Raw genomic sequence first — 13,181 nt, forward strand, 5'->3', positions numbered from 1 at the left:
CGACCTAATTTTTTCCGAAAATAAACTGTAATCTGGAAATATTATTAAACTCAGCCACACCATAGAGCGAGTTAACTACGGTGGTCCACGCTGCTTCGATGAACGATGTTCGGTCACACTTCGCCGCCAGGTCTTGGAGCGCCGCGAGAAACCGGGCGCTTCCGTCTTCTATCGTGTCGCAGCTGCGCACCTGGGCGCCGGTGAGGGCGTTCAGGCGGGCGCGGCTGTCGGCGGGCGTCATGCCGGCCAGGTCGGCGGCCAGGTCGGGCATATGCCGGGCGATCCAGGAGCGGAGCTGATCGGTGTGGGTCACGCTGCAAGCTCCAGCGGCAGGAAGATCCGGCGCTGTGCGGTACCGAAGTGCTCGGCGTCCTGCTCAATGCCTGTGAATGCGCGGCCAGTATTCCGGCACGCCACGCCGGTAGTGCCGCTGCCCATGGCGTTGTCCAGCACGTGGTCGCCGGGGTTCGAGTAAGTCCGGATCAGGTACTCCATCAACTTCACCGGCTTTTGTGTCGGGTGGTAGTTCCCGCGCTGCTTGTCGCTGGAGAAGAACTGCACGCTGCGCGGGTACCGGCTGGTTGAGTCGTACTCGGTCAACTTCAGCGCCTTGCCGTAGCACTCGCTGTTGACTGTGCGGCGCGAGGTCTTCTTGCGGGCATGGCCGTGGGTGAACTGCGGGTTGTAGGTTGGCTGGGCCGGCGCGAACACGAGTACTGACTCGTGCGCACGGAGCGGCGCCCGCTTGGCATTCAAGAACCCGGTTGCGTTTCCCTTTTCCCACACCAGGTCGTACAGGAACCAGTCAGGTTTGCTCATCACAAGCGCACTGGTGAAGGGCTGCGCTGCAGTCAGCACGACGGCGCCACGCGGCTTGAGCACGCGGGAGTACTGCTCCCACATCGGAGCGAGCGGGATCACCGAGTCCCAGGCGCAGCAAGTCGTCCCATACGGCAGATCGGCCAGGATCAGGTCGACGGTCCCGGACGGGATCTCCTGCATGCGCTCCAGGCAGTCGCCCAGCATCAGGTTTGCTTCGTGTCTCACGCCGCCTCCCTCTTCAGTTCGCGCAGCTTCGCGCGGTACGTGTCGCGGATCGCGATCAGCTCGTCGGCGGTCCACTTGGCCGGGCCGTTGTTCGCCTCCAGCGCCTCGACACGCGCCAGGCCGATGCGTGCTATCAGGCCGATGCGGTAATCGACCGCGCGGCCGGCGCCGTGCCGGTTGCAGACGGTGAGCTGCCGGTGCGCGTTGTCCTCGTTGAAGCGCAGGTGCGGCGCGCTGCCGGTGCTGCGGTAGTGGCCACAGTCCCAGTTCGTGCCGGTCAGGTACTGCTTCTCCGACGTCCGGCCACAGCAGATGCAGGGCTGATCTTTGTCGCGCTCACGGATGAAAGCGTTGAAGGCGACCTGCGCGGCCTTGAGGTGGTCGGAGCGCGTCTTTAGCGCGGCCTTGCGCTCGCGGGTCTGTTTGGCGTCCAGGCGCTTGCGCTCCTCTGCAGCGTGCACGGCGGCGCACTCGGCGCCACATACCTTGTGCATCATGTTCCGCGGCTGGAAGCGGGTAGGGCAGCCCTTGACGGCGCACTTGCGGGTGCGCGCGGGCTTGAGGGTGCTGGTGCGGGCGATGGGGGCGCTGCGGATCATGCTGGTTCTTTCTGTTGGTGTTTTTCTGCGAATGCCCTGCGCGGCGCCTCATCCCTGGCGCGCAGGAACAGCACGCACGGCTGGTCATCCCAGGCCGCGACCTTGTCGAAGCCGGCGCAGTAGCCGCGGCCCTGGGCGGCTTCCTCGCTGCGGCCGACGATGGAGAACTTGCTGCACATGACGCAGGGCGGGTGCTGGCTCACGGCGCCTCCGGTTTGATGTCGAGGGCTTCGCGTGCGAATCGCGCCTGGATCGGCAGAATCGGTTCGCCGGCAGCCTCTTGCTCGAGGATCTTGCGGGCCCAGCGCTTCGCGTCGCGGCCGGCACCATCCTTGACCACCGCGGCTGCGCCCAAGTCACGCAGGCGTTGCGCCGCTTCCTCTCGGCTGGTCTTGGTCTTGCCCGGGGCGGCCAGTGCGATCATTGGCTGCGGGATCTCGGCCCACTCGCCCAGCTCGAGCTGCTTCGTGAGCGCAGCCTCCCAGCGTGGCTTGACCTGGCTGTAGGTCTGCTCGCGCAGGTCGTGCGACAGCGGCATGGCGGCCCAGTAGATCGCCGGGTGCGACCATTCGCCGTACTTGCCAACCTGCCGCGCCTGGACGCCGGCTACGGCCTCGTAGTACGCCACGGTCGGGTCGAGCGGCTTGCGGCACAGCTTCTTGAACTCGGGCAGGGTAGGTGGCCAGTCACGAGTCTCGAGCGCCTTCAGCCCGCGCTGGATCTCGATCGGCTGGTAGCCGGCCAGCTCCTGCCCCCAGTGCGCGACCAGCTCGTCAGTGCTCGTGGCGCCCCACTGGTCCGTGAATTTCTTGCCGTAGCTGAGCAGCATCTTGTGCAGCAGCTTCTCAACCCAGCTTGCGGGCAGGGGCGTCGTTGAGGTCGATGATGGTGCGGCTGTCAGGTTCATGGCTTCGGTTCTTTCCGGTCAGGCGGTCGGCCCAGTCTTTCGCTTTATCGTTGGCGGATTGGTAGCCCTGGGCGGGCCCGGCGCGCTGGTCCTTCAGCACCCAGTCGGCCTCGAAGCCGGCCCAGCCCCGCGAGCAGCAGAGGGTCAGCGCGGACTCAAGCGACAGCCCGGCTTTCGCAGCCTCGGCAAGGAAGGTCTTCAGGACGGTAGGGGTCACAGTGGCGCGCTTCGACTTGCGCAGGGCAAGCCAGTCGGCAGCGGTTTGTTCGCTGACACCGTTGGCGAGCAGGTCGGGAAGAGGGTCGAACGTCGGCGCAGCCGGCGCTTTAGTTTTTGACTTTGCCTTTGGTTCTTTCTCTTCTTCTCTACTCTTCTCTTCTCTAGGCGTGACTTGGCGTGACGTGGCGTGACATGGCGTGACGGTTGTCTCTTCGCCATCCTTGGCACTGTCACGCTCACGTTGCGCACGCTTACGCTCGGTAGCGGTGTTGTCGACGCGCTCGCGCTTCGGCTGGCGATCGTCCCAACGGGTAACGCGATCCTCGGTGATCAGGCCGCGGGCCTTCATGGCTTCGATGATCCGGGCCGTGGTGCCGTCATCAGCGCCCAGGAGGAAGTCGGTAGCTTCGGCATCCAAGTCAACATAGGCGCCGCGATCAGTGTTCGCACTGGCCTGCTCGAGCACGAGCGCCCATACGGCGATGACGTCGCCGACGCGCGCGCCGGCCTTCCGTGCGATCAGGCCGAACTTCGGATCGTTGACGCTGCCGTGGTGCCAGCGGAACCAGTCGATACCATTGGCCATCAGGCAGCTTCCTTCACCGCAACTTCAGCCTGGCGACGCATGGCGCGATTCCAGCGCTGCTTGGCATCCTTCCAGCCGGCCTGCCAGTCGGCGATAGCCGGCGCACCAAAGTTCATGTTGTGGTCATCGAGGCCCAGGCCCTTAGAAAAAGCTGCGGCGCCGCGGTCGAAGATCATGGAGCGGGAGACGATTTGGTCGCACATGATCAGCCCTTCTCGGCCATGCCGTTGATGCGGGCGCGCAGCTGCATGCCGAGCTGGAAGACGACGAACAGCGCCTTGTCGATCTTCTCGACCTCGTGCGCGTCGACTTTGCCATCGGCCAGCGCCTGGTGAATCTCGCCGCCGAACGCGCCGAGCTTCTCCCACAGGCCAGTGACCGACTCGAGTACGGCCATGTCGCCGGCCGGCTGCTCGTCAACCTTGGTGCAGATGAAGCCGTGCTCACGCGCCAGGGCATGCAGAACCTCGTAGTTCTCCGTCAGTTCCATCGCGCGCGATGCGTCATCCATCGTCAGTACGTTGGTGGTCGAGTTCGGGTTGGCCTTGTTGCGCAGCAGGCCAGCGGTGTAGCCCATGCGCACAGCCAGCGCCTCGCAGCCGCCAGGGGAGTTGTGTACGGTCTTGTAGAAGGCGTCTTTGTAGTTCATGTGGAAATCCTGAAAACAGATGAGGCGTGGAAATGTGGGCTGATCGACAATGCGGGCTATGGATACTTCGAAATCACTTCACTTTGTCGACCTGACGCCGGCGCGGCAACTCAGGAAGAGGGCCGTAGATGTCGTCGAATGTGATGCGGTGGCCCAGGCCGTGCGCGTAAGTGATCAGTTTTCGAGCTACGTCAGGAGGCATCTGCTGCCCCCGCTCATAATTCGAAACATTCCCCTGGGAGACGCCGAGACCGACGCCCATTTCGTCTTGGGTCACGCCTAAGCGCTCCCGGATGGTTTTGATCGGGTTCATACCCACATATTAGTCCGACTAATCGGCAGAGTCAACAGTCGGACTAATTGTGGAATATTAGTTTTACTTATATTCTTCGCGCATGCCAGCCCAACCCCTCACTCCAGAGCAGCTTGAAGATGCTGCGCGCCTCAAGAAGCTCTTTCTCAGCTGGCAACAGCAGCAGAAGGAGGCGGGCTCCGCTGTCTCGCAGGAGGCTGCTGCGGAGCGCCTGGGCTTCAACCAGAGTGCGCTAAGCCAGTATCTTAACGGCAGGATTCCGCTCAACGTCGATGCGTCGAGGAAGTTCAGTGAGCTCTTGGGGCGCCCAGTGTCTGAGTTCAGCCCGCGCCTGCACGATCAGCTGAAGGAGTATGCTTCGTCGGTATTGCCTGACGAGCCAGCTGCTAACGATTCACTGCCGCCTGGCGCGCGGCGAGTGACCGAGGAGGGTGATGAGGATGACGTTGTCGAGATTCGCAAAGTTAGGCTGAAGCTGCGCGCCGGTGTTTCGCGCTTCGAGACAGAGCCGCTAGACGGCGACGGTGATCCTTTAAAGGTCTCGCGCTCAGATTTGGATGGCCTCGACCCCAAGAGGCTCATCGCGATTCCCGTGCGCGGGGATAGCATGGAGCCGCTGCTGTTCGATGGCGACACTGTTGTAATTGATCCCACCGATAAGAAGCTCGTCAGCCGCGAGCTGTATGCGCTGAATTTCGAGGGCGACTGTTGCGTAAAGCAGATGCTGCACAAGGCCGGCGCCTGGTATCTGCACTCGATCAACAGCGATCACAAGCCGGTCCGCGCCGAAAGCGGCCAGTGCGAAGTCATCGGCCGAGTTGTGTACCAGCCAGGGCGCTCGCTGAAAGGCCGCCTGTGAAGTATGCGGTAACGAAGTGGATCGCGCCGCTGATCGTTGTCGAGGTCGACCCGCGCGACTTTGACGGGCCGCATTCAGCCGAGCTGGAGAAGAGGCTTGCTGAGCACTTCCGCGGCGCGAGCTTTGCGCTGATCACTCCCGACATTGAGCCGGCCAGCGGGATTCGTGCTCGTGGCCTGGCTGTGCCGCATGACGTGCTTACCGATCCCGATCTGGTGTGGCATGACCTAGTTTTGCCGGAAGAGCCGGAAGCCCCGTTCTAGCAACAATTGGTGAGTCTTTTGCCCCAGCTCAGCGGGTAGACTCAAGGTGCGAAACGGCACGCTTAGATGCCGGATAGGGGTCAACGAATGCTAATCAAATATCTGCTTGCTCTCCTTGTGCTCTTGCCTGGGCAGGTGCTAGCGGCCGATACATGGTTGTGCGAGGATGCAACCGGCCGGCGCTACCAAGTTAGCCAGAATGTACCTTCAGACAGCTGCAAAAAGCTGGACGATGATCAATTAACGCTGGACCCAGCAAGCATTGATCTGCCCCAGCGCGCAAACCCTAAGTGGGGAATCGAAGCATTTTGCAGGGGAAGAAAAGCAAGCACTTGCGTCGCCAGCGACAACGCCCTGGAGCTCGGTTCGTTAAATGGGGTGTGGTTTCGACTTTCTGAGGACTCCGCTACGGTGGCTGGCGCGAAAGATCGCTCCCCCAGCAGTTGGACGGACGACGTTCACTGGAGTGTCAGCTGTTCACGAGACAAGATGTCGTCTCAGCGGTCGTGCATGATCAAAAAGGGCGACTTGTATGTCTTCGTTTATCAAGGCGGAAGATTGTCCGTCTCAGTGGGGTATGAGCATTTCCCCGGCAGTCAGACATCATTAAAGATCGGCGCGAGGCGTTTTGACACTCGCGATAAGGATGGGGATTTCAGCAATTCTGCCCAACTGGTAAATCTCATGAGCGATGGGGCGCCAGTGGTTACACGGTATATGAAGTGGCCCTACCAACATTATGTCGATGATGAGTTCGTTGCGTATGGCCTGACCACCTCCGTGGCGGTGGCGAAGTGGCTTATCAAGAACGGCGACTATCGCTGAAGTAGCCGCGCCTCGATCTGCCGCAGGATGATGATTGATTAAAAATGCCTGGAGACACGTTGGATACTGATATAAACGAAAAATTAATCAAGCTTCTGAGGGAGCAGCAGTTATTCAACGTCTTCGTGCTGGGGTGCCTGATAGATCTTGTTGAGGCAAATCCAGAAGGGGAGCGCAGAGGGAAATATCTGGACAAGGTTGGGCCGGTCATCGACCAGGTGAAGCGGTTTAACGAAGCATATGATCATTTCCGAGGGCCTCACTCAGACGAGGATGCAGATGAATCCTGAGAGAAATGTCCATCAGCTCGAAAACGACTACACCCGACTGCGCAGCGCACAGCAGCAGTTTGACGGAGGTGGGGGCGGGGGATATGATGGCCGCATGGATGAGCGAGTCAAAAAACTGGAAGCCGCTGCCGAGAAGACGGTCGAGCGCCTTGCTACGATCGAGCGCGACCTCGCTGTTGTCAAATCGAACTATGCGACCAAGGAAGATATCAAGAGTCTTGCTGCTGATTTTCACCGCGAATTGCACGCAACCACCTGGAAGTTGATCGGTGCCATGGGCCTTATCTGCGCCGCCGTGTTTTGGATGGCGCGCAACATTGAGCCGCCGCGCGCGACTGTGGCAAATCCAATACTTACTGCACCCGCGCCCACGGCGCCAGCCCCGGCCCAGCCGACGGCGAAGTAAAGCACTAATCAAGGTCAACGCCTGAGCCCGCCAGTGAGCGGGCTTTTTTTCGTCAAGATTTATCAGTCGGACTGTTGACTAATGAGATTAGTCGGACTAATATAACTCCATCGCAACCGAGCTCAGCCACCTGAGCAGATGGAGAACACGATGGTCGACCAACTCACCCGCCAGGACCCCGCTGAACGCCTGGACCAGCTGACCCGCGAAGCCGCGCAGTCCATCACCGCCGCCGTCTCGCACGGCACTCCGAACCTCACGACCGAGATCGACGAAGCGCTCGGCGACTACCTGCAGGACAACCAGGCGCGAGCCGACCTGATCCGCCGCACGGTGGCCGGCGAGAACGCGCTGCGCGCCGTGCTGGACGAGCTGATCAACGACATCGCCACGAAGCAAGCCGAGCAGGAGCTGCAGCGGGAAGACCGGGCGCACGCCATGGATGTCGCAGAGCGCCGCGCTGAGGCCGCATGGGAAGAGTTTCAGCTGCAGGAGCGTCTCCGAGCTGCATGAGGCCACGCCCTCGCAAGAGGGCCTACACAGCGCCGCCTGTGAAATTCCTATCAACCGGTATTTCAAGGGAGCGGGCGGCGCTGTGTGGCAGGACAACCGAGCCGGCAGGGCTGGCGAATAACGACAGGAGAAGAGGGTGAAGAAGAAAGCGGCAGAACTCAAGCGAGGCGACGTGATAACGAACTCTTTCGGCGCAATTTGCATGCTGTGCCCTGCCGTAGTGGTTCTTGACTACGTTTGTGGATCAGTGCGGCTTCACGATGCGAACGGCGCGACCGGAACAGTCATGATCGGTTACGACTCCACTGTCGAAGTCGAATCCCCGACTCTGACGCCAGCACAGCAGCACGCCGAGGAAATGCTTGATCTGCTGCGCAGGGTAATGGTTCGCGTGGAAGATCCGCGCAAGCTCATCCCTCAGCAAATCAGGGAACTGCTTGACCGTATTGAGCCACCGGAGCCGCCAAGCGCCGCGGAGCTTGCGAGCGCACTAGATCGCGCAATCGCAGCCATCGAGCGTAGCGATTTACCAGCCGGCGTCGCGGACGTTCTGGCGCGCGCCCGCGCAACCGGAGTGCTCAAATGACCTTCCGCATCAAAGTCAACCAGCCTTCCGGCCCGCGCTATTACTACGCGATCGGCAGCGAAGCACTCGACACCCTGCTGACCGCGCTGTATTCGGCAGGCCCGATCACCCTTGTCCTGACGGTGATGCGATGAGCGAGCACGAAATCCGAGCCCTCAAGGTCAAGGTCGCAGCCGTGCTGTTCTACGTCGCGGCCACCGTGAGCGCAATCCTGACCGGGCTGCCGGGATGATCCGCCGCACCGCCACCGCAGTAGTCGCAGTCCTGACCCTCTTGATCCTCATGGCGAGTGTTGAGGATGTGAGTAGCAGGCCAACCATTCAACAGGAGCAGTAAATGAGCAACGCACTGACCTTGATCACCGGCGAAATCAACGCCATCAAGGACGACTTCATGACCTTGCTGTCGGACCGCTCGATCAAGTTCGAGCAGGAGGCCGGCTTCGCTGTCCAGATCCTCGGCGCCAATGACTTCGCCCTGAGCATTGCCACGCAAAACCGTGCTTCGGTGATCAACGCGGTCAAGAACATCGCGGCGATCGGCATCAGCCTGAACCCAGCGAAGAAGCAGGCCTACCTGGTGCCGCGCCGCGTCGGCCAGCAGCAGGCGATCTGCCTCGACATCAGCTACATGGGCCTGATGGATCTGGCGATGTCGACCGGCTCGATCAAGTGGGCTCAGGCTGAACTGGTGCGCGCCAACGATGCGTTCTCCCGCGGCCGCTTCGACGAACCGCCGATCCACACCTTCAACCCGTTTTCGAAGGACCGGGGCGACATCATCGGCGTGTACGTGGTGGTCAAGACTGCCGACGGCGACTACCTGACGCACACGATGGAGATCGGCGAGGTCTACGATATCCGCGATCGCTCGGAAGCTTGGAAGTCGTACCAGGCCAAGAAGATCAAGTCCTGCCCCTGGGTGACGGATGCCGGCGAGATGATCAAGAAGACGTGCGTGAAGCAGGCCTACAAGTACTGGCCTAAGACCGAGCGCCTGGAGACTGCGATCCACCACCTGAACACGGACGGCGGCGAGGGCCTGGTCGACATCAACGCGCGTCCGGAAGGTTTGATCGACGTCGCTCCTGTGATCGCTGCGGCGCTGCGCACCACGACGGACGAGGCGGCGCTTACGTTCTGGCGCGAGCACAACGGCGCATTCGCCAAGCAGCCGGCCGACCACAAGAAGCTCAAGGACGCGATCGCCGGCCACCGCGCGCGGATGGCGGCCGAGAAGCAAGTCGCGGACGAGGCGCGAACGATCGACATGCCCGGCGCCGACGCTCAGCCGAGCGATGACGACACCGATTACGCGCGCTCGATGGGGAGCCAGCCATGAGTGGCAACCGTATCGCGGCTGGCCAGGTCTTCGGGATGCTGACGGTCATTGAGCGGAGCGGTAGCTCGCCTGATGGGCACGCGAAGTGGCTGTGCCGCTGCGCTTGCGGCGCATCGACGGTCAAGGCGACAAACAACTTGCGGACCTCACGTTGCATCCAGTCATGCGGATGCGAGGGCAAGCGACTGCAGGCGCAAAGCCACGAGACGCATGGTATGCGCAACTCTCGGGAGTATCAGTCTTGGCGTGCGGCGAAAGAGCGGTGCCACAACCCAGCAAGCAAAGACTATCCCCGATACGGAGGAAAGGGCATCTCCATGTGCGATGAGTGGCGAAATTCGTTTGAGGCCTTCCACGCACACATGGGCAGCCGTCCTGCGGATACGACCCTCGACCGCTACCCCGATCAGTCTGGAAATTACGAGCCCGGTAACTGCCGATGGGCTACCACGATCGAGCAGAACCGGAATCGCAGGAGTTCAGTGACAGTTGAATGGCGAGGCGCGCCTACAGGCTTGGCAGTCGTCGCGAAAGAGCTTGGCATCACGTATGGCGCAGCGTTCATGCGTTACAAAAGGGGGAAGCTTCATGAAATTCATTGAGTGTGCGCAGGGGACGCCAGAATGGCACTCCAGTAGAAGCGGCAAGATCACCGCCAGCTGCTTCGCTGAGGCGATCAGCGTGTGCATGCGCAAGTCCGGCGCCCGGGATGTCGGCGACCCAACCGCGGCGGCCGAGCGCTACGCCGCCGACCTGGCGATCGAGCGCGTGAGCGGCATGCCGCACGGCGAGCCGCCGAAGGCATGGGTGCTCGAGCGCGGCCACCAGATGGAAGCCGCGGCGCGCATGCACTACGAGGCGCGCACCGGCTCGTTCGTGACCGAGGCTGGCATCTGCGTCACCGATGATGGCCTGTTCGGCTACTCGACCGACGGCTTGGTCGACGACGACGGCCTCATTGAGATCAAGTCGCCGATCGACAGCGCGAAGATCCTGCACATCCTGGCGACCGGCGACACGTCCGAGTACGACCACCAGATGCAGGGTGGCATGTGGATCACCGGCCGCAAGTGGTGCGACTTCATCATGTACGTGCCGGACCTGGCCGCCGTGGGGAAAGACCTCTACGTGCAGCGGGTGCTGCGCGACGACGGCTTCATTGACGAGATGGTCGAGCGCCTGGCGAAGTTCGACGCCCTGGTCGCTGCCAACGTGGCGATCCTGCAGGCTGGCGCGCCGCTGCGGGAGGCGGCATGAAGCGCACCTTCATTCTCGCCCACGATGCCGCACGCCAGAACGCGATCCGCTACATCGCCGAGGCGCCGGCCGGCTACTGCGTCACTGTCGCCGAGCCAACCCGCACCCTCGAGCAGAACGCCCTCATGTGGCCGCTGCTGCAGAAGCTGGCCGACCAGGTCGTGTGGTACGGCGTGAAGCTGTCCGCCGACGACTGGAAGGACTTGCTCACCGCATCCCTGCGCAAGCAGCGCTCGGCGCCGGGCCTTGACGGTGGTTTCGTCGTGTTCGGCGAACGCACGAGGACGTACAGCAAGGCCGAGTTTTCGGAGTTGATCGAGCTGATTTATGCCTTCGGCGCGCAGCAAGGCGTCGAGTTCGGCAAGGTCGCAGGAGTGCTGGTATGACCCGCGCCAAGCCAGAAGCAGCTGCGAAGCGCGAACGATGGGAGAGGGAGCGCGCCGCTGCAGTCGCCAAGATCCTCGACATGCTGTCCCGTGAGCATTGCACCGCGCCGGAGTTGGCCAAGGCAACAAAGACCGAGCCGAACACGCTCAACGGCTACCTGCGCTACATGCAGAAGACGCTGCGCAAGGTGCGCATTGCGACTCCGCCGGGCATCCGGCCGGCGCTGTGGGAGTTGGGCGCCGACCCTAGCCTGCCGAGCGAAGACGAAGTGCTGGACCGGCTGATCGCGCCGAAGCGCGGCATTCACAAGGCAGTACAGATTGGCATCCCTCGAGACCCGCTTGTGGCCGCCCTGTTCGGCCCCGCAAACCAAGAACACAAGGAGGCAGCATGACCCAAGATCGCCGCATCACCGACAAGCTCCCTGGCCACCCGCTGCAGTGGGACGACAACGCCGGCGCCGCTCGTGCCGCATCTCCTTCCGCTGCACCAGCAGCAGGACAGGCAGGGCTGGCGAAGCCTTCCGTGCTCGACTTGCCGGGCGCAATCATGAACATTCGCTGCCGCCGCGCTGATGACACGTTCCTGAACGAAGCTAGCCGCCTCCTGTACAAGGAAGGCCACCGCGACGCACGGCACGACGCCGCCGACCTCGTTCTTAAACGCGCCGACGAATTGGCCACTCTCGCTGCTCCAGTAGCAGCAGACACCGAGCAGGCGAGCAAAGACGCGGAAGACTTGATCGCCGCCGCCACGCAGCTTCGCGAGGTGCCGCACTGGGCCGCGCAAGCCTCTGTCTCGTTGCTCGCAGAAATCGCAGGGCGGATGCTCAAAGCCGCCCCTCTCGCCACCCCAGCAGATGCAGGGGTAGGACTGACGAATGACGAGATCATGGACATTGCCGAGCCTTTTCACGACATCAATGGCGTGAAGTTCGATGAGGTATCGTTTGCTCGCGCGCTTCTCGCCCGTCACGTTTCAGGACAGCCACTGATCGGCAAGCTGATGGATCAGATTTCCCAGCTCCCGCACCTCTTCCCTGACGGATGTCAGGAACCGGGCGCGTTATTGCGACAGTCGGATGTGCAGCGCGTGCTGGTCAATGCATCCAAGGCTGCCGCCTGCCTGCCTGCTCCTGCCGTACAAACGAAGGCGCCCGATTTCCGTAACGTGACGAAGGTGGAGCGCTACAGCGATCAAAGCGTGCGCTTGGTCTTCACTTCCTGTCGAGCCGCAAGCGAGTTCGAAGCCAGAGCAATCGTCAGCCAATCTCCCGCACCAGTGACGGCTGAACCAGCTCCGACCGTCAAGCCGTGGACGGAGCGCATGGGCGTGAGCATCAACGATATGGTTTGGCCGCACGAAGCATGGCCCCATGTGAAAGCCGAAGTGCTGGAATTGCGCGCCGCTGTCGCCAAAGTCGCCCACTCTGCACCAGCAGACCGCGATGCGATCCGCGATCATGCGTTGGAAGATGCGGCGGGCGTAGTGCTCAAGCTCACCGCCGTGCCGCGCGACGTGCTCGGGCCAGCAACTGCGCAGATGAAAGCGCTGGCCGCGAATGGCGAAAAGTTGGCCGACCGAATCCGCGCCCTCAAGAGCATGGAACGTGCCGCTGACGCGAAAGGAGGTGCGGCATGATCGAGCGCGCCAATCCTGCACAAGCCCGCAAGTCCCTTGAACTTGCAAACGTCTTCGTCAAGTCGGGCGTGCGATTCGTCCCAATGCCCTGCGCCGATGATGCCGAATACGACGCGCTGGTTGACCAGTGCATTGCCAAGCTCAACGACATCGAGCGTGCCGCTGACGCGGCGGAAACCCGCGATGCGAAAGGTGGTGCAGCATGAGCCAGCAGAGCATTGCCGACCTATTCGTAGAGACGCTGGGGAAGGTTCAGCGGATGAGCGACGGCATCGGGCTGGAGCATCCGGAGCGCCACGCCATCCGAGAGATGAAGCAGGCCGCCGAGCAAGTGCTGGCGGATGCGTGCCGAGTAGCGCAGCGCATTGTTTGGGCTGCGGGATCGACGCGCGAAGCCGTCGCCAAAGCTGCCGCGACGCCAGCATCACAGCCCAGCACCGACACCGCATCGGGCCGCGCGCAGCGCACGAACAACAACAAAGAGGACTGAGAC

General features: G+C 62.1%; 24 protein-coding genes. 15 read left to right on the forward strand and 9 right to left on the reverse strand.

Going from position 1 to position 13,181, the window contains the following annotated elements:
- Positions 1 to 4 precede the first annotated feature (4 nt).
- The 9 genes from B2R83_RS12045 to B2R83_RS12085 all read right to left on the reverse strand — a co-directional run bounded on the left by B2R83_RS12045 (position 5) and on the right by B2R83_RS12085 (position 4,320).
- The gene (locus tag B2R83_RS12045; RefSeq protein WP_292041486.1) at positions 5 to 313 is read right to left on the reverse strand and encodes a hypothetical protein; all 309 of its coding nucleotides are present in this window, start codon (positions 311 to 313) and stop codon (positions 5 to 7) included.
- Complete coding sequence (locus tag B2R83_RS12050; protein WP_292041488.1) at positions 310 to 1,047, reverse strand: DNA-methyltransferase; 738 nt, start codon at positions 1,045 to 1,047, stop codon at positions 310 to 312. The genes B2R83_RS12045 and B2R83_RS12050 overlap by 4 nt, the downstream gene beginning before the upstream one ends.
- On the reverse strand, positions 1,044 to 1,646 hold the full coding sequence (locus B2R83_RS12055; RefSeq protein WP_292041489.1) for a recombination protein NinG: 603 nt from the start codon (positions 1,644 to 1,646) through the stop codon (positions 1,044 to 1,046). The genes B2R83_RS12050 and B2R83_RS12055 overlap by 4 nt, the downstream gene beginning before the upstream one ends.
- Positions 1,643 to 1,849 (reverse strand): hypothetical protein, encoded by a 207-nt coding sequence (locus B2R83_RS12060; protein WP_292041492.1) that lies wholly within the window; start codon positions 1,847 to 1,849, stop codon positions 1,643 to 1,645. The genes B2R83_RS12055 and B2R83_RS12060 overlap by 4 nt, the downstream gene beginning before the upstream one ends.
- On the reverse strand, positions 1,846 to 2,553 hold the full coding sequence (locus B2R83_RS12065; RefSeq protein ID WP_292041494.1) for a hypothetical protein: 708 nt from the start codon (positions 2,551 to 2,553) through the stop codon (positions 1,846 to 1,848). The genes B2R83_RS12060 and B2R83_RS12065 overlap by 4 nt, the downstream gene beginning before the upstream one ends.
- Positions 2,492 to 3,358, reverse strand: a complete 867-nt coding sequence (locus B2R83_RS12070; RefSeq protein ID WP_292041497.1) for a hypothetical protein — start codon at positions 3,356 to 3,358, stop codon at positions 2,492 to 2,494. The genes B2R83_RS12065 and B2R83_RS12070 overlap by 62 nt, the downstream gene beginning before the upstream one ends.
- Positions 3,358 to 3,561: a hypothetical protein gene (locus B2R83_RS12075; RefSeq protein WP_292041500.1), complete on the reverse strand. Its 204-nt coding sequence runs from the start codon at positions 3,559 to 3,561 to the stop codon at positions 3,358 to 3,360. Before B2R83_RS12075 ends, B2R83_RS12070 begins: the two co-directional genes overlap by 1 nt.
- A gap of 2 nt (positions 3,562 to 3,563) precedes the next feature.
- On the reverse strand, positions 3,564 to 4,007 hold the full coding sequence (locus B2R83_RS12080; RefSeq protein ID WP_292041502.1) for a phage regulatory CII family protein: 444 nt from the start codon (positions 4,005 to 4,007) through the stop codon (positions 3,564 to 3,566).
- Between the two features lie 73 nt (positions 4,008 to 4,080).
- Entirely contained in the window at positions 4,081 to 4,320 is a 240-nt protein-coding gene (locus B2R83_RS12085) for a helix-turn-helix domain-containing protein (RefSeq protein ID WP_292041503.1), read from the reverse strand.
- 82 nt (positions 4,321 to 4,402) lie between these two features.
- On the opposite strand from B2R83_RS12085, the gene B2R83_RS12090 reads away from it, so the two are divergent.
- The 15 genes from B2R83_RS12090 (at position 4,403) to B2R83_RS12160 (ending at position 13,178) form a co-directional block, all read left to right on the forward strand.
- On the forward strand, positions 4,403 to 5,179 hold the full coding sequence (locus B2R83_RS12090) for a LexA family transcriptional regulator (RefSeq protein ID WP_292041507.1): 777 nt from the start codon (positions 4,403 to 4,405) through the stop codon (positions 5,177 to 5,179).
- The gene (locus B2R83_RS12095) at positions 5,176 to 5,442 is read left to right on the forward strand and encodes a hypothetical protein (RefSeq protein WP_292041509.1); all 267 of its coding nucleotides are present in this window, start codon (positions 5,176 to 5,178) and stop codon (positions 5,440 to 5,442) included. Before B2R83_RS12090 ends, B2R83_RS12095 begins: the two co-directional genes overlap by 4 nt.
- A gap of 87 nt (positions 5,443 to 5,529) precedes the next feature.
- A complete protein-coding gene (locus B2R83_RS12100) occupies positions 5,530 to 6,267 on the forward strand; it encodes a hypothetical protein (protein WP_292041511.1) in 738 nt (245 codons plus the stop codon).
- A gap of 59 nt (positions 6,268 to 6,326) precedes the next feature.
- Complete coding sequence (locus B2R83_RS12105) at positions 6,327 to 6,557, forward strand: hypothetical protein (RefSeq protein ID WP_292041513.1); 231 nt, start codon at positions 6,327 to 6,329, stop codon at positions 6,555 to 6,557.
- Positions 6,541 to 6,963: a hypothetical protein gene (locus B2R83_RS12110; protein WP_292041516.1), complete on the forward strand. Its 423-nt coding sequence runs from the start codon at positions 6,541 to 6,543 to the stop codon at positions 6,961 to 6,963. The genes B2R83_RS12105 and B2R83_RS12110 overlap by 17 nt, the downstream gene beginning before the upstream one ends.
- 150 nt (positions 6,964 to 7,113) lie before the next feature.
- Positions 7,114 to 7,476 (forward strand): hypothetical protein, encoded by a 363-nt coding sequence (locus tag B2R83_RS12115; protein ID WP_292041518.1) that lies wholly within the window; start codon positions 7,114 to 7,116, stop codon positions 7,474 to 7,476.
- A gap of 136 nt (positions 7,477 to 7,612) precedes the next feature.
- Positions 7,613 to 8,062, forward strand: a complete 450-nt coding sequence (locus B2R83_RS12120) for a hypothetical protein (protein WP_292041521.1) — start codon at positions 7,613 to 7,615, stop codon at positions 8,060 to 8,062.
- Positions 8,059 to 8,196 carry a hypothetical protein gene (locus B2R83_RS12125; RefSeq protein WP_292041523.1) on the forward strand — a complete coding sequence of 46 codons (138 nt, stop codon included), beginning with the start codon at positions 8,059 to 8,061 and terminating at the stop codon, positions 8,194 to 8,196. Before B2R83_RS12120 ends, B2R83_RS12125 begins: the two co-directional genes overlap by 4 nt.
- Positions 8,197 to 8,398: 202 nt before the next feature.
- On the forward strand, positions 8,399 to 9,403 hold the full coding sequence (locus B2R83_RS12130; RefSeq protein ID WP_292041525.1) for a recombinase RecT: 1,005 nt from the start codon (positions 8,399 to 8,401) through the stop codon (positions 9,401 to 9,403).
- Between the two features lie 588 nt (positions 9,404 to 9,991).
- Positions 9,992 to 10,660 carry a lambda exonuclease family protein gene (locus B2R83_RS12135; protein ID WP_292041528.1) on the forward strand — a complete coding sequence of 223 codons (669 nt, stop codon included), beginning with the start codon at positions 9,992 to 9,994 and terminating at the stop codon, positions 10,658 to 10,660.
- Positions 10,657 to 11,046, forward strand: coding sequence for a recombination protein NinB (locus B2R83_RS12140; protein WP_292041531.1), 390 nt, complete (start codon positions 10,657 to 10,659; stop codon positions 11,044 to 11,046). The genes B2R83_RS12135 and B2R83_RS12140 overlap by 4 nt, the downstream gene beginning before the upstream one ends.
- Complete coding sequence (locus B2R83_RS12145; RefSeq protein ID WP_292041533.1) at positions 11,043 to 11,441, forward strand: hypothetical protein; 399 nt, start codon at positions 11,043 to 11,045, stop codon at positions 11,439 to 11,441. The genes B2R83_RS12140 and B2R83_RS12145 overlap by 4 nt, the downstream gene beginning before the upstream one ends.
- Complete coding sequence (locus B2R83_RS12150; protein WP_292041536.1) at positions 11,438 to 12,688, forward strand: hypothetical protein; 1,251 nt, start codon at positions 11,438 to 11,440, stop codon at positions 12,686 to 12,688. The genes B2R83_RS12145 and B2R83_RS12150 overlap by 4 nt, the downstream gene beginning before the upstream one ends.
- Positions 12,685 to 12,894 carry a DUF1382 family protein gene (locus B2R83_RS12155; protein WP_292041538.1) on the forward strand — a complete coding sequence of 70 codons (210 nt, stop codon included), beginning with the start codon at positions 12,685 to 12,687 and terminating at the stop codon, positions 12,892 to 12,894. The genes B2R83_RS12150 and B2R83_RS12155 overlap by 4 nt, the downstream gene beginning before the upstream one ends.
- Positions 12,891 to 13,178 (forward strand): hypothetical protein, encoded by a 288-nt coding sequence (locus tag B2R83_RS12160; protein WP_292041540.1) that lies wholly within the window; start codon positions 12,891 to 12,893, stop codon positions 13,176 to 13,178. Before B2R83_RS12155 ends, B2R83_RS12160 begins: the two co-directional genes overlap by 4 nt.
- Positions 13,179 to 13,181: the final 3 nt, after the last annotated feature.

Source organism: Massilia sp. UBA6681 (assembly GCF_002454935.1).
In the GTDB taxonomy this organism is placed as follows: domain Bacteria; phylum Pseudomonadota; class Gammaproteobacteria; order Burkholderiales; family Burkholderiaceae_D; genus Telluria; species Telluria varians.